Source organism: Mesorhizobium escarrei (assembly GCF_935825525.1).
Taxonomy (GTDB): Bacteria; Pseudomonadota; Alphaproteobacteria; order Rhizobiales; family Rhizobiaceae; genus Mesorhizobium; species Mesorhizobium escarrei.
The window spans coordinates 58,069-83,849 of the sequence record NZ_CAKXZT010000132.1 but is presented as its reverse complement, the minus strand read 5'-3'; the positions used below and the strand labels follow the sequence as shown (position 1 = coordinate 83,849).

22 protein-coding genes are annotated in these 25,781 nt (G+C 63.0%); 12 read left to right on the top strand and 10 right to left on the bottom strand.

Features of this window, described 5'->3' with window-relative positions; genetic code table 11:
* Positions 1-3 precede the first annotated feature (3 nt).
* Together NMG80_RS19080 and NMG80_RS19075 are read right to left on the bottom strand one after the other, a co-directional pair.
* Positions 4-3,441, bottom strand: coding sequence for a helicase-related protein (locus NMG80_RS19080; protein WP_254019521.1), 3,438 nt, complete (start codon positions 3,439-3,441; stop codon positions 4-6).
* A 699-nt stretch (positions 3,442-4,140) separates the two neighbouring features.
* Positions 4,141-4,719, bottom strand: coding sequence for a TetR/AcrR family transcriptional regulator (locus NMG80_RS19075; protein ID WP_254019520.1), 579 nt, complete (start codon positions 4,717-4,719; stop codon positions 4,141-4,143).
* An 81-nt stretch (positions 4,720-4,800) separates the two neighbouring features.
* Between NMG80_RS19075 and NMG80_RS19070 the strand changes: the two genes are divergently transcribed.
* Positions 4,801-6,051, top strand: coding sequence for an FAD-dependent monooxygenase (locus NMG80_RS19070; protein WP_254019519.1), 1,251 nt, complete (start codon positions 4,801-4,803; stop codon positions 6,049-6,051).
* Positions 6,052-6,146: 95 nt separating this feature from the next.
* Here the strand turns inward: NMG80_RS19070 and phbB are convergent, their stop codons facing one another.
* Together phbB and NMG80_RS19060 are read right to left on the bottom strand one after the other, a co-directional pair.
* On the bottom strand, positions 6,147-6,872 hold the full coding sequence (gene phbB / locus NMG80_RS19065; RefSeq protein ID WP_254019518.1) for an acetoacetyl-CoA reductase: 726 nt from the start codon (positions 6,870-6,872) through the stop codon (positions 6,147-6,149).
* Between the two features lie 125 nt (positions 6,873-6,997).
* Positions 6,998-8,176 carry an acetyl-CoA C-acetyltransferase gene (locus NMG80_RS19060; protein WP_254019517.1) on the bottom strand — a complete coding sequence of 393 codons (1,179 nt, stop codon included), beginning with the start codon at positions 8,174-8,176 and terminating at the stop codon, positions 6,998-7,000.
* A gap of 312 nt (positions 8,177-8,488) precedes the next feature.
* Between NMG80_RS19060 and phaR the strand changes: the two genes are divergently transcribed.
* A complete protein-coding gene (gene phaR / locus NMG80_RS19055; protein WP_123150291.1) occupies positions 8,489-9,100 on the top strand; it encodes a polyhydroxyalkanoate synthesis repressor PhaR in 612 nt (203 codons plus the stop codon).
* 95 nt (positions 9,101-9,195) lie between these two features.
* Here the strand turns inward: phaR and NMG80_RS19050 are convergent, their stop codons facing one another.
* A complete protein-coding gene (locus NMG80_RS19050; protein ID WP_254019516.1) occupies positions 9,196-9,642 on the bottom strand; it encodes a hypothetical protein in 447 nt (148 codons plus the stop codon).
* 100 nt (positions 9,643-9,742) lie between these two features.
* Between NMG80_RS19050 and NMG80_RS19045 the strand changes: the two genes are divergently transcribed.
* The 3 genes from NMG80_RS19045 (at position 9,743) to NMG80_RS19035 (ending at position 12,547) form a co-directional block, all read left to right on the top strand.
* Positions 9,743-10,420, top strand: coding sequence for a TetR/AcrR family transcriptional regulator (locus NMG80_RS19045; protein WP_254019556.1), 678 nt, complete (start codon positions 9,743-9,745; stop codon positions 10,418-10,420).
* 167 nt (positions 10,421-10,587) lie between these two features.
* Complete coding sequence (locus NMG80_RS19040) at positions 10,588-11,370, top strand: 3-hydroxybutyrate dehydrogenase (protein WP_254019515.1); 783 nt, start codon at positions 10,588-10,590, stop codon at positions 11,368-11,370.
* A 46-nt stretch (positions 11,371-11,416) separates the two neighbouring features.
* On the top strand, positions 11,417-12,547 hold the full coding sequence (locus tag NMG80_RS19035) for a patatin-like phospholipase family protein (RefSeq protein ID WP_254019514.1): 1,131 nt from the start codon (positions 11,417-11,419) through the stop codon (positions 12,545-12,547).
* Positions 12,548-12,560: 13 nt separating this feature from the next.
* Here the strand turns inward: NMG80_RS19035 and NMG80_RS19030 are convergent, their stop codons facing one another.
* Positions 12,561-13,157 carry a TetR/AcrR family transcriptional regulator gene (locus NMG80_RS19030; RefSeq protein ID WP_254019513.1) on the bottom strand — a complete coding sequence of 199 codons (597 nt, stop codon included), beginning with the start codon at positions 13,155-13,157 and terminating at the stop codon, positions 12,561-12,563.
* A 122-nt stretch (positions 13,158-13,279) separates the two neighbouring features.
* Here NMG80_RS19030 and NMG80_RS19025 point away from each other — a divergent pair, with 122 nt between their 5' ends.
* From NMG80_RS19025 to NMG80_RS19000, 6 genes are all read left to right on the top strand, one after another.
* Entirely contained in the window at positions 13,280-13,741 is a 462-nt protein-coding gene (locus NMG80_RS19025; protein ID WP_254019512.1) for a (2Fe-2S)-binding protein, read from the top strand.
* A 2-nt stretch (positions 13,742-13,743) separates the two neighbouring features.
* Positions 13,744-16,017: a xanthine dehydrogenase family protein molybdopterin-binding subunit gene (locus NMG80_RS19020; RefSeq protein WP_254019511.1), complete on the top strand. Its 2,274-nt coding sequence runs from the start codon at positions 13,744-13,746 to the stop codon at positions 16,015-16,017.
* The gene (locus tag NMG80_RS19015; protein ID WP_254019510.1) at positions 16,010-16,321 is read left to right on the top strand and encodes a hypothetical protein; all 312 of its coding nucleotides are present in this window, start codon (positions 16,010-16,012) and stop codon (positions 16,319-16,321) included. The genes NMG80_RS19020 and NMG80_RS19015 overlap by 8 nt, the downstream gene beginning before the upstream one ends.
* 86 nt (positions 16,322-16,407) lie before the next feature.
* The gene (locus tag NMG80_RS19010) at positions 16,408-17,586 is read left to right on the top strand and encodes an efflux RND transporter periplasmic adaptor subunit (RefSeq protein ID WP_254019509.1); all 1,179 of its coding nucleotides are present in this window, start codon (positions 16,408-16,410) and stop codon (positions 17,584-17,586) included.
* Positions 17,587-17,588: 2 nt separating this feature from the next.
* Positions 17,589-20,765: an efflux RND transporter permease subunit gene (locus tag NMG80_RS19005; RefSeq protein WP_254019508.1), complete on the top strand. Its 3,177-nt coding sequence runs from the start codon at positions 17,589-17,591 to the stop codon at positions 20,763-20,765.
* Positions 20,766-20,876: 111 nt separating this feature from the next.
* Complete coding sequence (locus NMG80_RS19000) at positions 20,877-21,035, top strand: DUF3309 family protein (RefSeq protein WP_077375416.1); 159 nt, start codon at positions 20,877-20,879, stop codon at positions 21,033-21,035.
* 122 nt (positions 21,036-21,157) lie between these two features.
* On the opposite strand, the gene NMG80_RS18995 is transcribed toward NMG80_RS19000, so the two are convergent.
* Positions 21,158-22,117, bottom strand: coding sequence for an NAD-dependent epimerase/dehydratase family protein (locus NMG80_RS18995; RefSeq protein ID WP_254019507.1), 960 nt, complete (start codon positions 22,115-22,117; stop codon positions 21,158-21,160).
* A gap of 94 nt (positions 22,118-22,211) precedes the next feature.
* Between NMG80_RS18995 and NMG80_RS18990 the strand changes: the two genes are divergently transcribed.
* Complete coding sequence (locus tag NMG80_RS18990; protein WP_254019506.1) at positions 22,212-23,123, top strand: LysR family transcriptional regulator; 912 nt, start codon at positions 22,212-22,214, stop codon at positions 23,121-23,123.
* Here the strand turns inward: NMG80_RS18990 and NMG80_RS18985 are convergent.
* From NMG80_RS18985 to NMG80_RS18975, 3 genes are all read right to left on the bottom strand, one after another.
* Positions 23,081-24,277 carry an MFS transporter gene (locus NMG80_RS18985; RefSeq protein WP_254019505.1) on the bottom strand — a complete coding sequence of 399 codons (1,197 nt, stop codon included), beginning with the start codon at positions 24,275-24,277 and terminating at the stop codon, positions 23,081-23,083. The two genes, NMG80_RS18990 and NMG80_RS18985, sit on opposite strands and share 43 nt — an antisense overlap.
* 138 nt (positions 24,278-24,415) lie before the next feature.
* On the bottom strand, positions 24,416-24,724 hold the full coding sequence (locus tag NMG80_RS18980; RefSeq protein WP_192360898.1) for a DUF1244 domain-containing protein: 309 nt from the start codon (positions 24,722-24,724) through the stop codon (positions 24,416-24,418).
* Between the two features lie 25 nt (positions 24,725-24,749).
* A complete protein-coding gene (locus tag NMG80_RS18975; protein ID WP_254019504.1) occupies positions 24,750-25,547 on the bottom strand; it encodes an N-formylglutamate amidohydrolase in 798 nt (265 codons plus the stop codon).
* Between the last annotated feature and the right edge of the window lie 234 nt (positions 25,548-25,781).

The following is a 25,781-nucleotide window of genomic DNA, read 5'->3' as shown; positions in this document are numbered from 1 at the left end:
AACTTACTTCTTCAGCTGGTCGCGCAACGCGGCGAGCTTGGCGAAGGGGGAATCCGGGTCGAAGCGCACCGGACGCTCCTCGCGAGGCTTCGGCTGGAACGCGGGCTTTCCACCAGGCGCGCCACCCTTGCCGTCCGGCCTGCCGCCTTTCCAGTCGGGCCGGCTTTCGCGACGATCGGGACGCTCGCCTTGCGGCTTGCCGTCGCGCCGTTCCCCTGCCTCGCCCTGGGGCTTGGGCTTGAACTTGCCGCGGTCGAAGCGCGGTTTGCCGGCGCCGTCGCCGTCGCGGCGTCCTTCACGGGCTGGCCGGCCGCCTGGAGCGCCGGCCTGCTGCCCGGCCTCTGCCGGCGCGTTGCTGCGGCCATCGCGCGTGACTTGTCCGCTGCGCGGGCGATTGTCCCTCTCACGGGGCCGGTTGTCGTGGTGGCGGTGGCGTGGGCGCTGGTCGAAGCGGCCCTGCCGCCACAAAAGGATGGGTTTTGGTTCTTCGGCCTCTGCGGCGGGCCCGCTGGCCTCACTCTCCCCCTCGTGGGGAGGGTCGGCGCGTAGCGCCCGGGTCGGGGGAGCGTCGGCGCTATCAGCCCTATCTGCATTGTCGGCGCCAACACCCTCACCCGCGTCGCTTCGGGCCGCGACCTCCGCCATCGATGCGGAGGTGAGGGCGTCGGCGCCTTCGGCAGCAGCGCTGTCATCGACCGCTTCCGTTGTAGACGGAATCTCTTGCGTGATTTCGGCTGCAACTTCGGGCTGCTCTCCCGTGGCGGGCTCGGCTGCCGCTCCGGTGGTGGGGTCGGCGGGAGCTTCGGTCGTGGCTTCTGCCACTGCATCCGGCTCAGAACTGTCGGCCGGCGCCTCGGCGGCTGCGTCCGCAATCGCCGCTTCCGCCTTGGCCTGCTCGGCTTGTGCCTCTGCCGCCTGCTTGGCCGCGGCGGCTTCACGCGCGGCATTGTCCTGTGCCTCGATCCGCGCCCTCACCTCGACCGCCGGCTTCGGCTCGGCCCGGTAGCCGAGGCCTTTCAGAATCTCTTCCATGTCGTCGGCCGTGGCGCCGAGGATCGACATCATCGGCGGCGTCACCATGAAGGACTGACCGTCATAGGCGCCGTCGGGGCGCTGGCCGAGGCCCGGCTTCCAGTTGGTCGCGGGCCGGATCAGGTCGGCCAATCGTTCAAGGATGTCGACGCGCACCGCGCGACGGCCGAGATTACGGTAGCCGGCCAGCTTGTAGAAGGTCTTGTCGAAGGTGGGATCGATGACCACCGAGGTGCGGCCGGAGGCCAGCGCGTGAACCACGTCGCCAAAGCCGGGCTTGTCCTTGCCGTCGTTCTGCAGCGCCCACAACAGCGTCACCAGTCCGGCCGGGGCCGGCTTGATCAGCGCCGGCACGAAGATGTGGTAGGCGCCGAAGCGCACGCCGAGCCGGCGAAGGGCGGCGCGGCCTTCCTGGTCGAGCGACTTCATCTCCTCGGCGATGTCGCGGCGGTTGATGAGGCCGAAATTCTCGACGAGCTGGAAGGCGATGCCGCGGCCGATGCCGGTGATCTGCTCGGCGTTCTTGAGGTCGACCAGCGGCTTCAGCAGCGACTCGATCTGGAAATTGACGAAGCGCTCGGCGCGCGCCGCGACCTTGTCGCGGGCGGGACCGGTGAGCTGCTCGTCGGCCAGCAGCACCAGGCGCGGCTTCAACGGCTCGTCGCCTGCGACCAGCGTACCGATAGGCGCGCCGATCCAGCGCAGCGTGCCGTCGGAGCCGAGCGCGATGTCGCCATTGGCCGAGGCGCCGAAGCGTTCGGCCCGCGCCTCGAATTCGGCTGCAAGCGCCTTCTGGGCTGCTGTGCGCACCGCCTTGGCGTCCTCGCCGCCAGCGCTCTGGTCGGCGGTGAAGCGGAACCCCTGCAACTCGCCGACATGATGGCCTTCGACGAGGACGGTTCCGGTTGGGCTGATTTCGGCTTCAGGCATGGTATTTTCTCTAAGGCGCCGCATGAGGACGGAAGTCCTGCGGTCTACGAAGCGTTTCGTCAACCGCTCATGCAGCGCATCCGACAATCTGTCTTCGATTTCGCGCGTCTTTTCCTGCCAGTGTGCCTGATCGGCCAGCCAGCCGGGCCGGTTGGAAACGAAAGTCCAGGTGCGGATCTGGGCGATCCGGTGCGACAGCGTGTCGATGTCGCCCTCGGTGGTGTCGGCACGGCGCACCTGCTCGGCCATGTAATTCTCGTCGACATGGCCATGCCTGGCAAGGTCCATGTAGATCGAGGCGATCAGGTCGGCATGCTGAGCCGGGGCGATCTTCCTGTAATCGGGAAGGGCGCAGGCCTCCCACAACAGCGCCACGCGCCTGGCGTCGGTGGCAAGCGCCCGGATGTCCTCGTCGCGGGACAGATGCTCGAGCGCCTGCGCATCCACCGCCGGCAGCGCGCGCGTCAGGCCTTCAACCGGCGCGTTGGTCTCGATCGAGCGCTTCAGCGCGTCGAGGCTGGCGAAATCGAAACGCGCGGTGCGCCACTGCAGCACCTTCACCGGGTCGAAATCATGCGCTTCGATCTTCTTGACCAGTTCCTCGTCCAGCGGATCGACCTGACCGGTGACGCCGAAGGTTCCGTCGCGCAAGTGGCGGCCGGCGCGGCCGGCGATCTGGCCGAGCTCGGCCGCCGTCAGGTTGCGATACTGGTAGCCGTCGAACTTGCGGTTCTGGGCGAAGGCGACATGATCGAGATCGAGGTTAAGGCCCATGCCGATCGCATCGGTGGCGATCAGATAATCGACATCACCCGACTGGAACAGCTCCACCTGCGCGTTGCGGGTGCGCGGCGATAGCGCGCCGAGCACGACTGCCGCACCGCCCTGCTGGCGGCGGATCAGTTCGGCGATGGCATAGACCTCGTCGGCGGAGAAGGCGACGATCGCCGTACGTCGCGGCAGGCGGGTGAGCTTCTTCGAGCCGGCATAGGCGAGATGCGACAGCCGTGGCCGCGTCACCACCGAAACCCCCTTCAGCAGGCGCTGGAGGATGCCGTGCATGGTCGCTGCGCCGAGCAGCAGCGTCTCCTGGCGGCCGCGCAGGTGCAGAATGCGGTCGGTGAAGATGTGGCCGCGCTCGAGATCGCCGGCCAGTTGGACCTCATCGACAGCAACGAAGGCGGCGTCGGTCTCGCGCGGCATGGCTTCGACGGTGCAGACCGAATATCTGGCGCCTTCGGGCTGGATCTTCTCCTCACCGGTGATGAGCGCCACCTTGTGAGCGCCGACCTTCTCGCAGACGCGTGAATAAACTTCGCGGGCGAGCAGCCTGAGCGGCAGGCCGATAATGCCGCTTTCATGCGCCACCATGCGCTCGATGGCGAGATGGGTCTTGCCGGTGTTGGTCGGCCCGAGCACAGCGGTCACGTCGCGGCCTGACAGGATCAGCGGCTCAGTGTGTTTCGGCTGGATGTTCATCGACCTGGAAATTAAGGCTCTCTGCCTCGTGTTGTCGGGAGCGCGCCCCGTGGCGGCGCGGGTGACAGCCGACACATAGGGATTTTGGGCGCTAAGCGAAAGCAGAATATTCCGCTGGCACCTCGAAGCCTTCCGTCAGCGTCGACAATCCGTTCCGCCGTTCCGATTTAACAGTTGGAACGAGTCTGGAACGAATCGGCTACGAATCGCTGACTCACGCGGATTCAGGGTTTGTTCACGGCTACATCTGGATTTTTCGCCGCCGAGTCTCACCACATGCTGAATCGCCGAACTGGCCCGTTTCATGCAAGGCTGACGTCGCCGTTAACCTTTGCCGCTGAACGATCGACGCAGGTCGGCGGCCGTCATCCAACATTTTGAATAAATTAATCTTTCCTAACGCGCCTTAACCATTTGGGGATGTTTCCAGCCTTTGTCGTTTAACACTGCGCTCAAAGCCGGAACGAAACGGCGACGAATCGGCGCCGGCGCATGTTTCCCGGTTTGTTCACCCCAATATGTTGTGTCATGAACAGGTTTTCCACCTGTTATCAACAGGCGGGGAACAGGGTTTTGCACAGGCCGGGCGGCTGCCGTTAATTTTTGCGTGCCGCTTTGGCACAAAAGCGGCGCCACGTCTATCGGTCCTCGCAGTCGCTGCACGAGGACCAGACTGCCAGCAATGCAGAACGGCTTGGTTCAAGCCTCTCCCACGGCATAGCGCTGCAAAGTAGGGCCGACGTTCTGGATAATTTCGTCGTGGGACAGGGCGACGACGGGCGGAAGCCGCAGCAGGTATCGGCACATCGCCAGACCCAGCAGCTGGCTCGAAACGAGCCCGGCCCGTCGACCCGCGTCGGCGGGGTCAGCGGCCGCCGCAATCACCGGCCTCACCTGGTTGCCAAATACGTCGCGCAATTTTTCCGCGGCGAATTCGTTCGACGTCGCCGAACGCAGCAGAATTGCCATGCCGGGGCCGCTGGCCGGGCCTTCCCAGATTTCGAGAAAACGCCTGATCAGCGTTTCGCCGATGGCGTTTCGGTCGATCACCCGCAGTGCCGGCAATTTCAGGTCGACGACCGCCGCCCTGGCGAACAGCTCGTCCTTGCTGCGGAAATAGCGGATCACCATGGCCGGATCGATCGAGGCATGCGCCGCGACGTCGCGGATGGAAGTGCCCTCATAGCCGTGCTCGGCGAACAGGAGCCTCGCGGCCTCCAGGATTTGGGCGCGCGTGCGGTCCGACTTGCTGGGTTTTTTCGGCGGATTCTCGGTCATGAAAGCCATATGCCAACGGTCGTTGACAAATGCAATGGCTTCGTCTAGGAAGTCAACGGTCGTTGATAAATGGAGAGAGAAATGTTACCCGAAACCACGGAAGTCCTGATCGTTGGCGCCGGCCCGACCGGCATGGCGCTTTCCATCGTGCTGCACCAGGCCGGTGTCGATCATGTCCTGATCGATAGGCTGGCGGAGGGCCTTCAGACCTCGCGGGCTGGCGTCATCCACGCGCAGACGCTGGAAACGCTGGAGCCTCTCGGCGTCGCGCAGCGGCTGAGCGAACTTGCCCTGAAGCTGCAGAATTTCACCATCCGCGACCGCAACCGGGCGCTGCTCAATCTCGATTTCAGCAAGCTGCCGTCAAGGCATCCCTATCTGATGATGCTGCCTCAGAACCTGACCGAGCAGGTGTTCGCCGAACGGATCGCCGCCCTGGGCGGCGTGATTCACCGCGTCGTCGACGCCAAGGCGGTCGTTCAGGACGCTGACGGTGCACGCGTGACGGTCACCGAGAACGGCCGCGAGAAACTGATATCGGCACGCTACGTCGTTGGTGCCGACGGCATGCACAGCCTGGTGCGCAGGTCGACCGGCATCGAGTTCGACGGCGCCGCCTATGACGCTTCGTTCGTACTCGCCGATGTTCGTCTCGACTGGCCGGTTGGGCCGACGAAAGTGTCGCTGTTCTTTGCACCGGCCGGGCTGGTGGTGGTGGCGCCGCTCCCGGACGGTTCGTACCGGGTCGTCGCGACAGTGGATGACGCACCGGAAAAGCCCGCGCTCGCCGACATCCAGGCGCTGCTCGACAGCCGTGGACCGACTAAGAAAAGAACCCGGGTGCTCGATCTGGCGTGGAGCTCGCGTTTTCGCGTGCATCACCGCTTGGTCCGCTCGTATCGCAAGGACCGGTTGTTCCTGATGGGCGATGCCGCGCACGTGCACAGCCCGGCGGGAGGGCAAGGCATGAATACCGGCATCATCGACGCGGTCGTGCTTGGCCAGTTGCTAGGTGACGTGGTGAACGGCGTGCGCCCGGAAGCCGAGCTCGACCTCTACGAGACGCTGCGCCGCCCGGCGGCCCAAGAGGTGCTTGAACTGGCGGGCACGATGACCGAGATGGCGCTTACCCGCAATTCGGTGAAGCGGTTCGTCCGCAATCTTGGGCTTTCGGTGCTGAACCTCAATCCATTCCTGAAGCGTCGCATCGCCTTGAAACTGTCGGGTCTCAGCCGGGCGTCGCTTACCCGCCTGCCGGCACCTTCGCGCCAGCCAGGTCCAGTCGCCCAGACCAAGCCGGCAGTCGAACCAGGGCTGAAGCTTGTCGCCTGACAGCCGAAATTCCCGGCCTCGAACTCGGCCGTGTGGGTGGTTAGACCCGTGCAACAGTTACCGGCGACGGGCCGCCTCAGGGGTGATATAACCCCTCAGGTGATATACTGGCCGCCATTGGCTGATATGGTCGAGCCGGTGATGAATCCGGCATCGTCTGAAGCCAGAAAGACGACGCAGCGTGCGATCTCTTCCGGCTCGCCGAGGCGGCCTACCGGGATCTGCGGGATGACGCGCTCGTTGAGCACCTTCTCGTCCATCGCCCTGACCATCTCGGTGGCTATGTAGCCGGGGCAGATGACATTGACGGTGATACCGACCCGCGCCCCTTCCTGGGCGAGCGCCTTGGTGAAGCCGATATCGCCGGCCTTCGACGCCGAATAGTTGACCTGGCCGGTCTGGCCCTTCTGGCCATTGATCGAGGAGATGGTGATGACGCGGCCGAACTTGCGGTCGCGCATGCCGCCCCACAGTGGGTGCGTCATGTTGAAAACGCCGGAAAGATTGGTGTCGACGACCTCTTTCCACTGCTCGCGTGTCATCTTGTGGAACATGGCGTCGCGGGTGATGCCGGCATTATTGACCAGCACGGAAACCGGGCCGAGATCGGCCTCGATCTGCTTGATGCCGGCGGCGCAGGCATCGTAGTCGGCGACCGACCATTTGTAGATGGGGATGCCGGTCTCTGCCTTGAATTTCTGCGCCGCTTCGTCATTGCCGGCATAGTTCGCGGCGACATGATAGCCGGCGGTTTTCAGGCCGATCGAGATCGCGGCGCCAATACCGCGCGACCCACCAGTGACGAGTGCTACCTTTGTCATGATATCCTCCCTTTTTCTTGAGCGGCGGGCGACGAACGGGAACGCTCTAACGGCGGTTGAGCCTGTTCGCCACCGGCTGTTTCACGGCTTGCTCGCTCCGTCTTTACGGCGCTTTGCAGATGACTTCACAGCGCTTCCACGCACATGGAAACCCCCATGCCGCCGCCGATGCACAGCGTTGCAAGGCCTTTCCTGGCACTTCTGCGCCTCATCTCATAAACCAGCGTGTTGAAGATGCGGGCGCCGGAGGCGCCGATCGGATGGCCGATGGCGATGGCGCCGCCATTGACATTGACGATCGACGGATCCCAGCCCATGTCCTTGTTGACGGCGCAGGCCTGGGCGGCGAAGGCTTCGTTGGCCTCGACCAGGTCGAGATCGCCGACCGACCAGCCGGCCTTGGCCAGCGCCTTGCGCGAGGCGGGGATAGGCCCGGTGCCCATGATCTGCGGATCGACACCCGCGGTCGCCCAGGACACGATGCGCGCCAGCGGCGTGATGCCGCGCTTCGCGGCTTCCGCTTCGGTCATCAGCAGCACGGCGGCGGCGCCGTCATTGATGCCGGAGGCATTGGCGGCGGTTACCGTGCCGTCCTTGTCGAAGGCCGGTCTCAGCTTGGTCATGGCCTCGATCGTGACGCCGTGGCGGATATATTCGTCCTGGTCGACAATGGTGTCGCCCTTCTTGCCCTTGACGGTGAAGGCCACGATCTCGTCCTTGAATTTGCCGGCCTTCTGCGCGGCCTCTGCCTTGTTCTGGGAGGCCAATGCGAGCCGGTCCTGGTCCTCGCGGGTAATCTGGAACTGGCGAGCGACGTTTTCGGCCGTGTTGCCCATGTGGTAGCCATTGAAGGCATCCCACAGTCCGTCCTTGATCATGGTGTCGATCATCTTGTAGTCGCCCATCTTGACGCCGGCACGCAGGTGTTGAGCGTGCGGGGCCAGCGACATCGATTCCTGCCCGCCGGCGACGATCACCTTGGCATCGCCTGTCGCGATCTGCTGCATGCCGAGGGCAATAGCGCGCAGACCTGAGCCGCAAACCTGATTGAGGCTCCAGGCGGTGGTTTCCTTTGGCAGGCCGGCTTCGATAGATGCCTGGCGGGCGGGGTTCTGGCCCTGAGCCGCGGTCAGCACCTGGCCGAGGATGACCTCGTCGACTTCCGCCGGATCGAGACCGGCGCGAGACAACAACTCCTTGATGACCATGGCACCAAGCTCATGCGCCGGCGTGGCGGCGAAGGCGCCGTTGAAGGAACCGACGGGCGTGCGCGCAGCACTGGCGACTACGATGGCAGCGGACATGTTCTTCTCCAGACTTCGAGGTATCGAGGTTTTGGTATCGTAGTTTGTATCGTCAGGGCTTTTCTTGCCCTTTCAATGAGCCAAGTCAAACCGGAAAATGGGCATGCCGGCCATGCGCCGCAAGCAGGCTGCGCATCGTCATTGCAACAGCGCGCCCTTTGCTGCGCAGCATTTTTAGCCCGCCGTGCAGCATTAATTGATCCCGCACTGCACAAACCGCTTGGAATTACGACGCTTTTGCGCATATCCTTGAAAAGGCGCAATCGTTACCGGCAGCTTACTCAAATGCGCCGGTGTCCCGGGAGGATACTGATGGCCGCGAAAGACGAACCGATTATCATCAAGAAGTATGCCAATCGCCGCCTCTACAACACCGGCACCAGCACCTATGTGACGCTCGAGGACCTTGCCGAAATGGTCAAGAAGGGCGAGGAGTTCACCGTCCAGGACGCCAAGACCGGCGACGACATCACCCATCCTGTGCTGACCCAGATCATCTTTGAACTGGAGAACAAGGAAGGGCAGAACATGCTGCCGATTCCGTTCCTGCGCCAGTTGATCGCCTTTTACGGCGACCAGATGCAGATGATCGTGCCGAGCTTCCTCGAACAATCGATGATCGCCTTCTCGAAGGAACAAGAACGCTTCCGCGAGCAGATGAAGGGTGCCTTGGGCAAGTCGCCGCTGGACATGATGAAGATCGCCACGCCGATCAAGGCATTGGAAGAGCAGACGCGCCGCAACATGGAGATGTTCCAGAATGCCATGCGCCTGTTCACGCCATTCCCACCCGCAGGCTCGAATGGCTCTTCCGCGGCGCCGGCGGAGCCGGCCAGGAAAGAGACGTCGGAAAAACCCGACGACCTTCAGGAGTTGAAAGAACAGATCGCCGCCATGCAGCGCAAGCTCGACACGATGTCGTGATCGCCGGCCGGACTAAGCCCGGCCGAAATCGCTCATCACTCATCAGCAGGCCGGGTCAGAAATCTCCGCCTCGAATGAGTGCCGCCCGACCCGTACTATTTCGTCGTCACCGTCACCAGAGCCGTAACGGGCTTGCCGTCCACAAGAATGGGCTTGTGATGATCATCGGCAAGTAGCACGCCGATCACGTGCTTGCCGGCGGCATCCGGACAATGGCCGAAACGAGCCTTGATAAGATCGCCGCCAAAGTCGCTGTTCATGCTGTTGTACGGCTTGCCGGGGATGTTGCAGGGATCTCCGGCAGGATCGATCTTCATATGCACGTGGCCGCATTGGCTGACGCCGTCGCATTCACCCGCTGGCAGCAGCGTGAAGTTGCTGCTGACGACGACGCCTATCGCCCTCTCGGGATCTTTGCCGAGTTCGATGACCGAACCGGCCGCCGGCCAGACGATTTGCAGGGTTGGCCGATCTTCGGCCTGGGCAGACCCGAGCGACAGTAAGGAGAAAGCAAGGGCTGTCGTTGCGATGATGCGAAGCATGGTAACCTCCATTGAAGTTGTAATCATTGATTACATACCAAACGCTTGGACGCAAGAAAATAATCGGTGATTACATGTCGGCGTCGTGCTATTGGCAGGCATGACCAGCCCGACGGATTCCGGCGAAGCCGCCAACCCCAAGCGCTATCATCACGGCAATCTGGTTGAGACCTTGATCGCTGCGACCGTGGAGATCATCGAAGAGCGGGGAGCCGAGCATGTCTCGGTGCGTGAGGCGGCAAAACGTGCCGGCGTTTCGCCCGGCGCGCCATTCCGGCATTTTCGGTCGAAATCAGCACTGCTGACCGCCGTCGCCGAACAGGCGATGAACCGGCTGACTGAGGCCGTTGCCGATGCACAGTCCAAAGTCGACAGCGCAGATCCCATTGTGGCCTTCGAAGCGATCGGGCAAGGCTATCTGGAGTGGGCGATCAGCAATCCCACGCATTTCCAGATCATCAGTTCTCGAACGCTGATTGATTTCGACACATCGGATAGTCTTCGTGATCAGAATGAAGCCGTTCGCCGGAAAATGATCGACCTGCTGACTCAAGCGCAACAACAAGGTCGGGTTGCCCCAGATACCGACTTCGATCATCTGGTGCTGGCCGCCCGCGCATTTGTCTACGGCTTGGCACGCATGGCGATCGATGGTCATTTCCCGGAGTGGCATCCGTCCGAGCCGCCATCGCTCGCCGTACGGAAAGCTCTTCGTCTTTTCATGAGCCAGATGACAAATTCCAAAACGCGCGTTGAAGTGGCCCCCGGGGATCGCTGACAAAACTGTCTTCGCACTGTGTCAGGCGCACAGCTTCGAGTGAGGGTGTCCTCATTCATGACAAAAATTTCATGTCATCGCCACTCTGTGCCGCTGTTCTTGCGCCACACGAGACATATATGCTGCACTGCAATATGGTCCGTTAGCGCCGTGATAAGGATTTCGCCTTGCCCAGCAGAAAAACCGCCATCGTCACCGGTTCCACCTCGGGCATCGGTCTGGCAATTGCCCATGCGCTCGCCGCCGATGGCTGCAACATCGTCGTCAATTCCTTTTCCGACACGGCCGACGACCAGGCCATCACCGACGCGATCGCCAAGCATCATGGCGTGAAGACCGTCTACATCAAGGCAGATATGTCGAAGCCGGCCGAATGCCGGGCGCTGGTCGCAAAGGCAGCCGAGAGCTTCGGCTCGGTCGACATCCTGGTCAACAATGCCGGCATCCAGCATGTCGCGCCGATCGAAGAATTTCCCGGCGAGAAGTGGGACGCCATCATTGCCATCAATTTGTCGTCGGCCTTCCATACCATCGCCGCCGCCATCCTGCTGATGAGAGAAGCCGGCGGCGGCAGGATCGTCAACATCGCCTCGGCCCATGGGCTGGTCGCCTCGCCGTTCAAATCGGCCTATGTCGCGGCCAAGCACGGCATCATGGGGCTGACCAAGACGGTCGCTTTGGAACTGGCGCGCGACAAGATCACCTGCAACGCCATCTGTCCCGGCTATGTGCTGACGCCGCTGGTCGAGGCGCAGATCCCCGACCAGATGAAGGCGAACAAAATGGACCGCGACACGGTGGTCCGCGAGGTTATGCTCGACAAGCAGCCGACCAAGGAATTCGTCACGGTCGAGCAAGTTGCCGCTGCCGCGGTGTTCCTGTGCTCGGATGCGGCAGCGCAGATCAACGGCACGCAAATTTCGGTCGACGGCGGCTGGACTGCGCAGTGAATTTGAGCGTGCGAACAAATCCGGCCGACAAATCGAGGACAACGCCATGACGACAAACGGCAAGGCGGAGGAGCCCAAAAAGATCAATGTCGCGTTGCAGGGCGGCGGCTCGCACGGCGCCTTTTCCTGGGGCGTGCTCGACCAGCTGCTGGAGGACGGACGGCTCGACATCGCGGCGGTTTCGGGCACCAGCGCCGGTGCCATGAACGCGGTGGCGCTGGCCGACGGCTTCGTCCGCGGCGGCGTCGAGGGCGCGCGGCAGAAGCTCGACGATTTCTGGCGCGCGGTGGCGCGGAAGGGCCGGTTCAGCCCGGTGCAGCGCATGCCGTGGGACGTGGCCTGGGGCAACTGGTCGATCGAGAACACGCCGGGCTATCTCTTTTTCGACACCATGTCGCGGGTGTTTTCGCCCTATGTCGCCAACCCGCTCGGCCTCAATCCGCTGCGCGATGTGATCGAACAGGAGATCGATTTCGGCAATGTGCGCGCCTGCAAGGCGATGGAGCTGTTCATCTCCGCGACCAATGTCGAGACCGGGCAGTTGCGTGTCTTTTCCGATGGTGAGATCGACCTCGACACGGTGATGGCGTCGGCTTGCCTGCCGCAGCTGTTCCGCGCCGTCGAGATCAAGGGCGTGCCCTACTGGGATGGCGGCTATGGCGGCAATCCAGCGCTGTTCCCGTTCTTCAAGACGGCTGCCACCGAGGACGTGCTTTTGGTGCAGATCAATCCGGTGGTCCGCGAGGGGACGCCGAAGAGCGCCAACGAAATCCAGAATCGCATCGACGAGATCACCTTCAATGCCGGACTCTTGCGCGAATTCCGCTCGATCGCCTTCATCAAGGAGCTGATTGCAGCCGGCCGGCTACCGCATGGCGAATACCGCGACATCCGTATGCACCGCATCGATGCCGACGAGGCATTCAAGGATCTATCGGCATCGTCCAAGGTCAATGCCGAATGGGCGTTCCTGACCTATCTGCGCGACCTTGGCCGCACTGCAGCCAGTGATTGGCTGGAGGAGAATTACGACGCCGTCGGCAAGCGAGCGACGCTTGACCTCTCAGGCGAGCTCGACGACGGCTTCAAGCCGATGCGCGGTCCAGCACCGGGGCGGCGGGTCAAGGAGTTCCTTGCGGCCCGCATAAAGCCCCAGGCCGCGCGCCGCCAAGCCTGAGGCGTTTTGTTTGTCAGCTTTTTTGCAAGGCTAGATCGATCACCCTGATCAGCGCGGCCGCAGCCCGCCTCTGCTCGTCCGGATCGCTGATGCGCATCTTCATGCCTTCCAGCCCGTCGAGCAGCATGTCGGCCAGCAATTTTGCCGCCAAGCCCTTGGCGGTGAGATCGACGCCATTGCGTCCGGCCTCGCTCTGGATCGCTGCGGCGACAAGCTCGGCAAACCGGCTGCGCCAGCAGCCAATCAGGTCGGCGAGACTCGACTTCATGTCAAGGAGTTCGGCGCCATGCGGCGAGGCGTGGACGGTGCGCGTCATCGAGATCAGCGCTTCGTCGATGGCCCGCATCGTGCGCTCGGCAAATGGTTCTTCGCCGGCGAGTGCCGTTTTCGCCTGCTCGAGCGAGCGGGAGAGCAGCATCAACGCAATGGCGCGATAAATATCGGTCTTGTTCTTGAACTGGAGATAAAGCGCCGGCCGCGACATGTCGGCGGCACGCGCAATGTCGTCCATGGTGGTGCGGGCGAAACCATAGGCCAGAAACACCTTCATCGCGCTGTCCAGTATGCGGGCGCGCTTGGGGTCGGTGGCGATGTCCTCGATCTCGATCATGGCGCGACTTTATCCTGTAAAAGCTCTGTTGACAAAATGACGTAATTTGTCAAGATGTATGAGGACGAAATGGCCGACCGGCCTTTTGCCTCGGGCTGTGGACGACAACAAAGGGTATCCCCATGCGCCTCACCGTCGACGGGCAGGCATTCGACGTCAATGCCGATCCCGAAATGCCGCTGCTGTGGGCGCTGCGCGATCTCATGGGCAAGACCGGGCCGAAGTTCGGCTGCGGCATCGCCGCCTGCGGTGCCTGCACGGTGCATGTCGACGGCCAGCCTGTGCGCTCCTGTTCGCTGCCGGTCGGTGAGGTCACCGGCGCGGTCACCACGATCGAAGGCATCGGCACCGAAGGCAGACTGCATCCGGTACAGCAGGCATGGCTGGAAGAGCAGGTCGCCCAATGCGGCTACTGCCAGGCCGGCCAGATCATGAGCGCGGTGGCGCTGCTCGACCAGGTTGCCGACCCGACCGATGCCGACGTCGACAATGCAATGGGCGGCAATCTATGCCGCTGCGGCACCTATCCGAAGATCCGCGCGGCGATCAAACGAGCGGTCGTCCTCAAAACGGCGGGGATCTGACCATGGCCAGTGTCGCAAAGATCGCCCGGCGCACGTTTCTCATCGGCGCGGCTGCCATCGCGGGCGGTGTCGCCGTCGGCTATTATTACTACCGCAAACCCTATCCGAATCCACTGGAAGGCGATCTCGCCGCTGATGAAGCGACCTTCAACCCCTATGTGAAGATCGGCGCCGACAACACCATCACCATCATCGCGCCGCGCGCCGAGATGGGCCAAGGCATCTCGACGACGCTTGCCGCCATGGTTGCCGAAGAGCTCGATGTCGGGCTCGGTCAGGTCAAGGTCGACCACGGCCCGGCCTCCTACGCCTATTACAACTCAGCGATCCTGGAAGAGGGCGGTCCGTTCGCCTTCTTCGACGAAAGCATGACCGCGGAAATAGTGCGCGCCGGCATGGGCGTGGTCGGAAAATTCCTCGCTCTCCAAGGCACCGGCGGCTCGGCCTCGACGCGCGACGGTTTCGACAAGATGCGGCAGGCCGGCGCCGCCGCGCGGCAGATGCTTATTGCAGCGGCCGCGCAAAAGCTCGGTATAGCTGCTGCCGATCTGGAAACGGCCAATGGCTCGATCCTGCACAAGGCGTCGGGCAAGTCGCTGACCTATGGCGCGGTCGCTGCGACCGCTGCTACGATGGCGCCGCCCGCGGAAATCAGGCTCAAAGACAAAGCCGACTGGAAACTGCTCGGCAAACCGCAAAAACGCATCGACATGCCGGCCAAGGTCACCGGGGCTCCGATCTTCGGCATCGACGTGACGTTGCCTGACATGCTGTACGGCACGGTCAAGATGAGCCCGCGTTTCTGGGCCAAGCCGATCAAGGCCGATTTCTCCAACGCCGAGAAAATGCCTGGCGTGATCAAGATCGTGCAGATCGACACGAATTACGGCCACGGCTTCGGCATCATCGCCGAAAACACCTGGGCGGCGTTCAAGGCTGCGGAGGCGATCGACACCGAATGGGCCGATCCCGAATATCCGCTGGATAGCGCCGGCATTTCAGAGGTGCTGAAGCAGGCGCTCGGCACAAAAGGGTCGGTGATGCGTGACGATGGCGATGTCGATACCGCCTTCGCCGACGCGCCGCGCGAAAAGATCGTCGAGGCCGACTATGCCGTGCCTTACCTGGCACATGCGACGATGGAGCCGATGAACGCCACGGCGCGGTTGAAGGACGGCGTCCTCGACATCTGGTGCGGCAACCAGGCGCCGACCTTGGTGCGGCAGCTTTGCGCCAATGCTGTCGGCATCGAGCAGGACAAGGTCAGCGTCCACACCACCTTCCTGGGCGGCGGCTTCGGCCGACGTGTCGAGGTGGATTATGCGCTCTGTGCTGCGCTGATGGCGAAAGAAACGGCAGGCCGGCCGGTCAAGGTGATCTGGACGCGCGAGGAAGACATGCGCCACGACGCCTATCGGCCGGCTTCCGTCGGCAAATTCCAGGCGCGGCTTGGCAACGACGGCATGCCTATCGCCATCGACATGACGATCGCCTCGCCATCGATGATAGCCAGCACCTTGCGCCGGCTGTTTCCTTCGATATCGCCGCTCGGCCCCGACAAGTCCATCGTCGACGGAGCCCATAACCAGCCCTACACGATCCCGAACTACCGGGTGACCGGCGTCGCCGCACCCGTCTCGATCCCCGTCGGCTCCTGGCGATCGGTCGGCAGTTCGATCAACGGTTTCTTCCATGAAGGATTTCTGGACGAGATCGCAGTCGCCGGGAAAACCGACCCGATCGAACTGCGCAAAAAGCTGATGGCTGCCTATCCGGCAGCGGTGAAGGTGGTCGAGAAGGTCGCCGAAATGGCGAAATGGGGCGAGGCGCTGCCCGCCGGCAAGGCCAAGGGCATCGCGTTCACGCTGTCCTTCGGCAGTTGGGTCGGCGAGATCGTCCAGGTCGCCGAAACGCCGGCCGGGATCCGCATTGAGAAGGTGTGGATCGCCGCCGATGTCGGCACCGCGCTCGATCCCGATATCATCGAGGCGCAACTCATCTCCGCCGCCATCTACGGCCTGTCGGCAGCGATGGGTCAGGAGATCACTTTCGTCGACGGCATGGTCGAGCAGTCGAATTTTCATGACTACGACGCCATGCGCATCTCCCAGTGTCCGGCGTTCGAAGTCGCCATCTTGGAGAATTTTCACAAGATGGGCGGCGTCGGCGAAGTCGGCACGCCGCCGGCGGCACCGGCACTCGCCAACGCCATCTTCGCACTGACCGGCAAGCGCATCCGGACACTGCCCTTATCGAAGGAGCTGACCTTTGCATGAAATATTTCCCACCATGCTGACAGCTGCTGCCATCCTGTTTGCGGCCGTGCCTTTCGTGACGGCACAAGGCGAGGCAACGGCACCGATGACGGTCAATGCAACCAAGTGCCTGCCCGAGTGGGACACGGTGTTTTCGTATCCGCGCTGCGCCGATTGCCTATCGCAGACGAACGGCTGCGCTGGTCCGGCGCGCCTCATGGCGGCGGCCGCACCCTGCCCAGCGAAGTATTACCCATCAACATTTCTGACTATATTGCGGTGCAACTTTGATGTAGAAGCTCGTTCGCCGATCACGGCAAGTTGAACACGGCCTTGCGCGCACCCATATCGGCGACACGCCCGAGTTAGAAGACGCGGCCTGGCCGAATCCCGCGCACTGGAAAAATGACGATGCCGAAGTACAGGTTTCACAAGCTTGCAGCCATTGTTGTGCTTGTCGGTTTCGCTGCGTGGATGGCGACTGGCGAGTTCTCATCCGTCGGCAGCGCGGCCGCCGACAAACCCAAGGCGGGGGAGGTCGAGCAGCCAAAGGCGGTTGACGCCGGCAAGGCCAAGCCCAGTGCGGCAGAACAGCCCAAGGCGACCTTGCGCACCGTCGCGACCATAACTCCGCCCAGGCGTACCTATGCGCGCGCCATCCGGATTTCCGGTTTGACCGAAGCCGACAAACGCGCGGTCCTGGCGACGCGCGTCGCCGGCGTCATCGACAAGCTGCCGGTCAAGCAGGGACAGCGGGTCAAGACCGGCGACCTTGTGCTGATGCTTGCCGCCGAGGAAAAGCTTTCGGCTGTCAGCAACGCCAAGCAGCTTCTGGTCCAGCGTCAGGCCGAACTCGATGCAGCATTGCGGCTGATGAAAACCGGCAATCTGCCCAAGCTGCAGCTCGATACGGCTCGCTCCAACCTGACGCTAGCCCAGTCGCACCTGGAAGCCGCGCAGGCCGAGCTCGACCGCAACGAGGTGAAGGCGCCGTTCGACGGCGTCATCGACCGGGTGCCGGTGGAACTCGGCAGTTCCGTGATGCAGGGCGGCGAGGTGGCGACCATTCTGAGCCTCGATCCGGTGATTGCCCGCGGCGAGGTCAGCGAACGCGATCTCGGCTATCTGAAGATCGGCGACAAGGCGAAGGTACGGTTGGTCAGCGGCCAGAATGTCGAGGGCACCGTGCGCTATATCAGCCGCGACGCCTCGTCCGCTACCCGCACCTTCCGCGTCGAGATCGCAATCCCCAACCCCGAGGGCACTATTCCGGCCGGGATGACCGCCGAGATCGCGCTGAGCGCGCAGCCGACCGACGCAGTCATGCTGCCGCGCTCCGTGGTGACGCTGGGCGACAAGGGCGATCTCGGCATCCGCGCCGTCGACAAGGATGACAAGGTCGTGTTCTTCCCGATCGATCTGGTCGACGATACGCCATCCGGCCTGGTGCTCGGCGGCATCCCTGCCGATGCGCGCATCATCGTCGCCGGCCAGGAACTGGTCAAGGAAGGCGAAGTGGTCAAGCCGGTCGAGGCCGACCAGGCGACCATCCAGAAGCTGCTGGGCGAAGCGACGGCCGGGACGCAGTAATCATGGATATCGTCAAACTCGCAATCAGCAATGCCAGGCTGACCATTTCGGTGCTGGTGTTCCTCATCCTTGCGGGTGCGGTCGCCTATCAGTCGACACCGAAGGAAGCCGAACCCGACGTTCCGATTCCGATGATGTATGTCAGCCTGATCTATCAGGGCATCTCGCCCGAGGATTCGGAACGCCTTCTGCTGCGGCCGATGGAAGCCAAGCTGAAAAGCCTCAAAGGTCTCAAGGAGATGCGTTCGGCCGCCTTCCAGGGTGGCGGTTATGTGCTGGTCGAATTCCACCCGCAGACGGATCTGGCGACGGCGTTGCAGGACACGCGCAGCAAGGTCCAGGATGGCAAGGCCGACCTGCCGCAGGCAGCCGAGGAGCCTGTAGTCTCCGAAGTCAACGTCTCCGAGTTCCCCGTCCTTGTCGTGACGCTGTCGGGCGAGGTGCCCGAGCGCGTCCTGACGACGGCGGCGCGCGAGTTGCGCGACCGCATTGAGGAAGTGCCTGGCGTGCTGGAGGGTTCACTGCAGGGCGCCCGCGACGATCTCGTCGAAGTCGTCATCGATCCGATGAAGCTGTCTTCCTATGGGCTGCAGCTCGAGCAGCTGATCGGTGCGGTCGGCGATTCCAACAGTCTTGTCGCCGCCGGCAACATCGAAGGGTCCGAGGGCAAATACGCGGTCAAGGTGCCGTCGCTGATCGAAACGCCGCAGGACGTGGCGGCGCTTCCGATCGTCGCCGGCCCCAATGCCGTGGTGCAGGCCAAGGATATCGCCACCGTCCGCTCCACCTTCAAGGACGCCGAGACGGTGACCCGTCTTGACGGCAAGCCGGCGATCGCCATCGAGGTGAAGAAGCGCATCGGCTCCAACCTGATCGACACGATCGCCCAGGTGAGGGCGGTGTCCGATGCCTTCATAAAGACCATGCCGGAAGGCATGCACGTCACCTACACGCAGGACAAATCGGTCTTCGTCAACCAGTTGCTCGGCGATCTGCAAAACCACGTCATGATCGCCGTGATCCTGGTGTTCATCGTCATTCTCTACGCGCTGTCGGGCCGCGCCTCGCTGCTGATTGGTCTCGCCATTCCATCCTCCTTCCTGATCGGCATCCTGCTGTTGGCGATGATGGGCTACACGATCAACATGATCGTGCTGTTCAGCCTCATCCTGGCGGTCGGCATGCTCGTCGACGACGCCATCATCGTCACCGAATTCGCCGAGCGGCGGATGAGCGAAGGCATGCCCAAGGCAGAGGCCTTCGCGCTTGCCGCCAAGCGCATGGCCGGTCCGGTTATCGCCGCGACGATGACGCGCATCGCCGCCTTTTCGCCGCTGCTGTTCTGGCCGGGCATCATCGGCGACTTCATGAAATACATGCCGATCACGCTGATCGTCACGCTCTCGGCTTCGATGCTTTATGCACTGGTTTTTGCACCGGCGCTGGGCGCCTTGTTCGCCAAGGCGCCGCCGCATCACGAGAATGACAACCGCGACGGCTGGTATATGGCGGTGGTCAAGCAGGCGGTTCGCTTTCCCCTCACCGTGCTTCTGCTCACCGTCGGGCTTTTGTTCGGTGTCGGCTTTGCCTATTCGAAATACGGCGCCGGCGTCGAGTTCTTCCCGAATGTCGAGCCTGACTACGGCCTGCTCTATGTGCACGCCCGCGGCAACCTTTCGCTCGCCGAAATGGATGCCGCCACAACGACCGCGGAAAACCGGCTTCTCGGCTGGCCAGGCGTGAAATCGGTCTATACCCGGGTCGGCAAGACGCAAGGTGGCGGCCAGGATATTCCGGAAGACGTGGTCGGCGTGATCCAATACGAGTTCGTCGACTGGCGCGAGCGCAAATCGGCGAACGCGATCCTGGACGAATTGCGCGGCGTCATGGCCGGCATTCCCGGCGTCGACGTCGAGGTTCGCGTGCCCGAGGCCGGCCCGCCCACCGGCAAGCCGATCCAGATCAGGCTTTCGGCCGTCGACCCGGAAGGCCTCGACGACAAGGCGCGCGCCGTCGCCGCGCGCATTGCCAAGGTGCCCGGCGTCATCGACATCTCCGACGGCCTGCCGCCGCCCGGCGTCGACTGGGCGCTCGACGTCGATCGCGCCAAGGCGGCGCAATACGGCATCAGCCCGACCTCGGTCGGAACGGTGGTGCAACTGGTGACGAACGGGCTGAAGCTCAGTGAATACCGGCCGGCCGGGGCGGATGACGCCGTCGACATCAGGCTGCGCCTGCCCGAGGACCGGCGCACGCTGTCGACGCTCGACGACCTCAGGGTGCAGACGTCGCAAGGGTCGGTGCCGATCTCGAATTTCGTCGTGCGCAAGCCCGAGCCGACCGTCGGCATCCTCAACCGCATCGACGGCGCGCGCACCGTGGTCGTCCAGGCCAATGTCGCCGCCGGCGAACAAGTCGCTTCTGTCCAGCAGCAGGTCACCCAGGCTGTCGCCGACATGGATCTCGGCAGCGGCATACGCTGGAAGCTTGCCGGCTCGAACGAGGACAGCGCCGAGGCCAGTGCCTTCCTTAGCAAGGCCTTCGGCGCGGCGATCTTCCTGATCTTCCTGGTGCTTCTGATGCAGTTCAACAAGTTCACCAGCGTCTGGCTGGTGCTGTCCTGCGTGGTCATGGCGACGGTCGGCGTGTTCCTGGGATTGCTGTTGACCGGAGAGGCGTTCGGCATCGTCATGTCGGGTATCGGCGTCATCGCGCTGGCCGGCGTGGTGGTGAACAACAACATCGTGCTGATCGACACCTATGACCGGCTGCGCGAAGAAGGCTGGGACAAGATGGACGCGGTGCTGCAGACCTGCCGCGAACGCGCCCGCCCGGTCGTGCTGACGGCGGTGTCGGCAATCCTCGGCGTGCTGCCGATCGCTTTCGGCCTCGGTCTCGAAATCTTCCATCACGAGACGACAATCAACGCGCCGTCGACGCAATGGTGGATTTCACTGTCGTCGGCGATCGTCTTCGGCCTGTCCTTCGCCACCTTGCTGACGCTGGTGGTGACACCGTCGATGCTGATGGTGTTCACGCGTAGCAAGGACAGCCGCTTCTATGCATTCTTCCGTCGGGTGCTCCGGCGCGGCAAGACAGTCGGTGCGACTGTGGAGACATCCGCAAAACCGGGCTTGCTCGACGAGCCGGAAATCGCCTTCCCGAAGGCCGCCGAATAGGTCGCTCGCTTCAGACCCATTTCAGCCCCAGGGTAGAAAAGGCCGCCGGGAACAACCCAGCGGCCTTTTGCATTGTCTTGTCATGCGACACCTCAAAGCGGGGAGTTTCTCATGACGCTCAGCACCATTCTCATCATCATTCTGATCCTCATTCTGATCGGCGCGGTGCCGACATGGCCTCATTCGCGTTCCTGGGGTTATGGTCCCTCCGGCATCGTTGGCGTCATCCTGATCGTGCTGCTGGTGTTGCTGCTGATGGGCAGGATTTGACCGTAGATTGGTGCAACAAAGTACAGCGCTGCGCGCCTGTTGCGGGCGCAGCGCTGTAGCATTTGATTTTTTCCTTCCTGGCCTTCGGTTCGGACCTTGTTGGGGAGTAGCCGGTTTCCGTTTCAGGCAGCTTTCGAAACGTCATCAATCGTGGTGACACCGATATCATCGAGAGCCTCTGCCACCGCCCTATCCAGCGGCGTTTGCGGGACCGTGCCGATGATGCCTGCCAGCCTTGCCGAGACCAGTTGGTGTGGCTCGAAGCGGAGATAGGACATCGAGACGAGCTCGCGCCACATTGCCACGAACGGACTGCCGGCGCGCAGCACCCACCACGGCATCGTCGTGAGTTTCAACGTCCGCCCGAGCGCCTGCTCCGCGGCGGCCCTGATCTCCAGATCGGTGACGGCGTGGCCGGGAAAGTTAAGCGCCTCGTAGGCGCCGAGCTTGTCGAGATTCTCGGTCAGTCCAACGAAGGCCTTGGCCATATCAGGCAGATAGGCCCATTCATGCACGAGATCGGCCGGCCCGGCGGCGGTATAGACGCCCTTCTCCATCTTGGCGGCGACGACCAGATCGAACCACGATCCGGTGCCGGTGCCGCCGAAAAAATCGCCGGCCCGCAGCAGAATGGTGCGCACTCGACCCGCTTCGGCCTCGCGGCGAAAGAGGTCTTCCATGGCGACGCGGATGCGGCCCTTTTCCGTCGTCGGGTGGAATGGCGTGTCTTCGGTGATGACCGCCGGCATCGGCGAGCCGTAATTGTAAACGCTGCCTGGAGCGAGGTGCAATGCGTGGTTCGCCCGGCACGCGGCCATGACGTTCTCGGCCATCGGCAGGCACTTGCCCCAGTCGGTGTAGATCGGGTTGAGACCGTTGAAGATAATGTCGGCGCCTTCGGTGACGCGGAGAAGCGCTTCGCGATCGAGCCCGTCGCCGGCGACGGCGGTGGCGCCGGTGAGTTCTGCCGGTATTTTGCCGCTGCGGGTGATGGCGCGGACATCATAGCCAGCGTCGATGAAGGCCTTGGCCACCACGCGGCCGAGCCGGCCATTGGCGCCCAGAATTGCGATCTTGGTCATTTTTCGTCTCCGTGTTTGCGTTGCGGTCACAACATGGTCCACCCGCAAACGAATGGAAATTGACTGAAGTTGGCGTTGTGATATTCATTTTTGAATGGAAATCGACTGGAACCTGATCAAGAGTTTCGTCACCGTGGCGGAAACCGGTAGCCTGTCCGCTGCCGCGCGCAAGCTGGCTGCAAGCCAGCCGACGCTCGGCCGCCATATCGCGGAGTTGGAGCAGGCGCTAGGTGTCACCCTGTTCCGGCGCGGGCGGCGCGGCTACGCCCTGACGGAAGCCGGCAGCACGCTCTATGAACGCGGCCGGGCGGTGAGCGAGCAGGCGAGCGCCTTTTCGCTGTTGGCGCTGGGATCGGTGGAGGCGATCGAGGGCACGGTGCGCATTGCCGCCAGCGAGGTGGTGGCGGCCTATGTCCTGCCAGAGATGACGGCTCGGCTGGGCGCCGAGGAGCCCGGCATCGAGGTCGAGATCGTCGCGTCGAACCAGGTTGAGAATCTTTTGCGCCGCGATGCCGACATCGCTATCCGCATGGTCAAGCCGGCACAGAACGAGCTGGTGGCGCGTAAAGTGGCAGACATTCCGCTCCGCGCCTGCGCGGCAAAATCCTATCTCGACCGCCGTGGCCGTCCGCGCGAACCCGGCGATCTTGCCGGCCACGATCTGATCGGCTTCGACCGCAGCGATGAGATCATTCGCGGCTTTGCCCAATTCGGTGTCCCGCTCACCCGCAATGCCTTCCGCTTCAGGACCGACAACCAAATCGTGCTGTGGGAGGCGGTGCGGGCGGGAAACGGGATCGGCTTTGGCCAGGAGCCGCTGGCCGATCGCGATCCGCTGGTGGCGACAGTGCTGCCAGGCCTGGCGCTGCCGACACTGCCGGTATGGCTGGTCATGCACCGCGACGTGCGCACCAGCGTGCGCATTCGCCGTGCCGCGGATTTCCTCTACGAGGAGTTGAAGCGCTATTCGGCCGGGGCCGCGTCAGGAGCGAATTCGGCGCGGTGAGCGAGCCCGGCCATCAAGAATACGACGACCAGCAGTCCCGACAAGGCGACGAAGATCGGACCGAAGCTCGAGTGCTCGGCGATGAATCCGATTGCCGACGGCGCCACCAGGATGCCGGAATAGCCCATTGTGGTGACGACACTCATGCCGGTGCCGGACGACATGCCTTCCTGGTTGCCGCCGGCCGAAAACAGGATCGGCACCATATTGGCGATGCCGAAGCCGCAAAGCGCAAAAGCTGAGATGGCGAGCCAGGGCGAGGGCGCCAGCCCCGCCACCAGCATGCCGGCGGCGGCGACAAGCGCCGAGACGCGCAGCGTCGTCACGGCGCCGAAACGGTTGCGGACGCCGTCGCCAAAGAAGCGCATGACGGCCATGACGGCGGAAAAGGCGGCATAGGCCAAACCAGCTACAGCGAGGTCGGTGCCGAGTTCCTGTTGCAGGTAAAGCGCGGCCCAGTCGAGCACCGCACCCTCGGAGATCATCGTCATCAGCGCCATTAGCCCGACCAGATACACGAGCGGCTTTCCATGCAGCGCGAATTTGCGATGCCCGATGACCCCCGAGGACGTTTGGGGCGGCTTGTCCTCGGCAATCAGGTAGCGCACTGCCACTGCAATCACGGCGAAAGCGAGCGCCGTCACCACCGTCGCATGGGCGAGATGACCGTAATTTTGTATGGCGAGGCCACCGAGAGCGCCGCCGGCGAAACCGCCAAGACTCCAGAAGCCGTGCGAGGACGACATGATGGCCCGGGACAAGCGCCGCTCCACCGTGACCGCATTGGCGTTCATGGCGACATCCATGCCGCCGATCGAACCGCCAAAGATGAACATGGCGATGGCCGCCAGCGGCACGTTTGGAGCCAGCGCCACAACCAGCAGGCCGAAGCTTCCGATGAGACCGAACCAGCGCAGCACGGTGCGCGACCCATGCCTGGAGATCAGGTGGCCGCACCAGGTCATCGCTGTGACCGCGCCGGCGCCGAACAGCAGGATCAGCAGGCCAAGCGTGAACTTGCTGATATCCAGCCGGGTCAGGACCACCGGGATCTGCGGCGCCCAGGCGCCGGTCAGAAAGCCATTGGCCAGGAAGATCGCCGCCACGGCCCATCGTCCACGAATGGCGGCCTGCATGCGGTTTAGCGTGTCCATCGTGTAGAATCCGATGCGAAAATAACTTCGCGCGGCAAATTAGATCGATTCAATCCTCAGTCAAGCGCTCGTTCTTGAAAGTGCTTGGGCCAAAAAGCGAAATAGGGCCGTCCGTTCGCGCCTCTCCTGGGGGGAGACTCAGTGATCCCTGGGGCGTCTTGCCTCGAACTCCGCCTTCTTGGCATCGGAGGCCTCGGTCTGGTTGAGCGCCTGCCATTCGGCATAGGGCATGCCGTAGATGATCTCGCGCGACTGGTCCTTGCTGAGATCGACACCCTCGGCCTCCGCGGCGTCGCGATACCAGTTGGAGAGGCAATTGCGGCAGAAGCCGGCTAGGTTCATCAGGTCAATGTTCTGCACGTCCGTGCGTTCGCGCAGATGCGCGACCAGCCGGCGGAAGGCGGCGGCTTCGAAATCGCGTTTTTGCTCGTCGCTGAGTTCGGTCATGTGATCTTGGCCTCCTTAGGCCTCCTTAGAGCGGCCCGGTGCGCGAGCCGAATCGTCTGACCTGATGTATATCGGGACGGCGGTTGATCGCGTCAACGATCGGGGCCAGCCGTTCGGCCCAGGCGACCGCATCCTGCCGAGCGGCGATCAGGTCCTGACGGATTTCGATCAGCGCATGGGCAAAGCCGTTGACGATGGCATGCCTGAACATGGTGTCGCCACGCAGCGCGCCGTCGTAGGGCTCGTTGTCGCCGACGATAAGGCTTTTGGCCTCGGCGAGCATGTCGATCAGCGGTCGCGCCACCCGGTCGTCGCGATCCCACAAGATACCAACATGCCAAGGGCGCACGAACCCCTGCATGAACGGGGTGAAGGAATGTACCGACAAGATAAAAGGGGCGCTTGCGCAGGCCTGCGCCACCGAGGCGATCATGGCGCCGACGGCATCGTGGTAGGGCCGATAGAAGCGGTCGAGCCGCCTTTCACGTTCTTTCAGAGCGAGTGGATAGTTTCCCGAAATGACGGTGCCGTCATAGAGTTGGCGGATCAGCGTCGGATCATCCTCACCGCGATTGGGATCGATCAGAAGCCGCGAAAAATTGGCGAGTACCGCCGGCACGCCGAGCAAAGCGGCCAGTTCGCGCGTCACCGTCTCGACACCGATGTCATAGGCGATATGGCGGTCGAATTCCGCCGCCGGCAGGCCGAGGCTGCCATACTCTTCCGGCAGGTCGCGACGGGCGTGATCGGCCAGGAGCACGATGCCTCGCTTGCGGTCGCCCTCGACGATGTCGAAAGGCGCGAAAACTGTGGATCGGGTCATCGGCGGGAAATGGTCTGTTCGCTGGCTTCCGGGGAGGATGGTATCGTCATTCCACGAAGGGGACGATTACGCAATGCCGTCGTTTGGCCACGGTTTCTGCGGAAATCTGGCGGAAGGCGACAGAGCGTGCGCTAGAGGCTTTTCTAAATCGATTGGAATTGAGCAAAAGGGCGCGTTGACATGCGCCCCGACTTTTCCGAAAAGGGGCGTTGAGAGATGCAAATGTGGTTCTTG

What these genes read in the sequence shown, in the direction of transcription:
- NMG80_RS19060 (WP_254019517.1), bottom strand. Translation starts at nt 8,176, where the DNA reads ATGTCCGCTGCCATCGTAGTCGCCAGTGCTGCGCGCACGCCCGTCGGT.
- NMG80_RS19050 (WP_254019516.1), bottom strand. Translation starts at nt 9,642, where the DNA reads ATGCTTCGCATCATCGCAACGACAGCCCTTGCTTTCTCCTTACTGTCG.
- NMG80_RS18985 (WP_254019505.1), bottom strand. Translation starts at nt 24,277, where the DNA reads ATGGACACGCTAAACCGCATGCAGGCCGCCATTCGTGGACGATGGGCC.
- NMG80_RS19035 (WP_254019514.1), top strand. Translation starts at nt 11,417, where the DNA reads ATGACGACAAACGGCAAGGCGGAGGAGCCCAAAAAGATCAATGTCGCG.
- NMG80_RS19020 (WP_254019511.1), top strand. Translation starts at nt 13,744, where the DNA reads ATGGCCAGTGTCGCAAAGATCGCCCGGCGCACGTTTCTCATCGGCGCG.
- phbB (WP_254019518.1), bottom strand. Translation starts at nt 6,872, where the DNA reads ATGACAAAGGTAGCACTCGTCACTGGTGGGTCGCGCGGTATTGGCGCC.
- NMG80_RS19025 (WP_254019512.1), top strand. Translation starts at nt 13,280, where the DNA reads ATGCGCCTCACCGTCGACGGGCAGGCATTCGACGTCAATGCCGATCCC.
- phaR (WP_123150291.1), top strand. Translation starts at nt 8,489, where the DNA reads ATGGCCGCGAAAGACGAACCGATTATCATCAAGAAGTATGCCAATCGC.
- NMG80_RS18990 (WP_254019506.1), top strand. Translation starts at nt 22,212, where the DNA reads ATGGAAATCGACTGGAACCTGATCAAGAGTTTCGTCACCGTGGCGGAA.
- NMG80_RS19030 (WP_254019513.1), bottom strand. Translation starts at nt 13,157, where the DNA reads ATGATCGAGATCGAGGACATCGCCACCGACCCCAAGCGCGCCCGCATA.
- NMG80_RS18975 (WP_254019504.1), bottom strand. Translation starts at nt 25,547, where the DNA reads ATGACCCGATCCACAGTTTTCGCGCCTTTCGACATCGTCGAGGGCGAC.
- NMG80_RS19080 (WP_254019521.1), bottom strand. Translation starts at nt 3,441, where the DNA reads ATGAACATCCAGCCGAAACACACTGAGCCGCTGATCCTGTCAGGCCGC.
- NMG80_RS18980 (WP_192360898.1), bottom strand. Translation starts at nt 24,724, where the DNA reads ATGACCGAACTCAGCGACGAGCAAAAACGCGATTTCGAAGCCGCCGCC.
- NMG80_RS19000 (WP_077375416.1), top strand. Translation starts at nt 20,877, where the DNA reads ATGACGCTCAGCACCATTCTCATCATCATTCTGATCCTCATTCTGATC.
- NMG80_RS19045 (WP_254019556.1), top strand. Translation starts at nt 9,743, where the DNA reads ATGACCAGCCCGACGGATTCCGGCGAAGCCGCCAACCCCAAGCGCTAT.
- NMG80_RS18995 (WP_254019507.1), bottom strand. Translation starts at nt 22,117, where the DNA reads ATGACCAAGATCGCAATTCTGGGCGCCAATGGCCGGCTCGGCCGCGTG.
- NMG80_RS19070 (WP_254019519.1), top strand. Translation starts at nt 4,801, where the DNA reads ATGTTACCCGAAACCACGGAAGTCCTGATCGTTGGCGCCGGCCCGACC.
- NMG80_RS19010 (WP_254019509.1), top strand. Translation starts at nt 16,408, where the DNA reads ATGCCGAAGTACAGGTTTCACAAGCTTGCAGCCATTGTTGTGCTTGTC.
- NMG80_RS19075 (WP_254019520.1), bottom strand. Translation starts at nt 4,719, where the DNA reads ATGACCGAGAATCCGCCGAAAAAACCCAGCAAGTCGGACCGCACGCGC.
- NMG80_RS19005 (WP_254019508.1), top strand. Translation starts at nt 17,589, where the DNA reads ATGGATATCGTCAAACTCGCAATCAGCAATGCCAGGCTGACCATTTCG.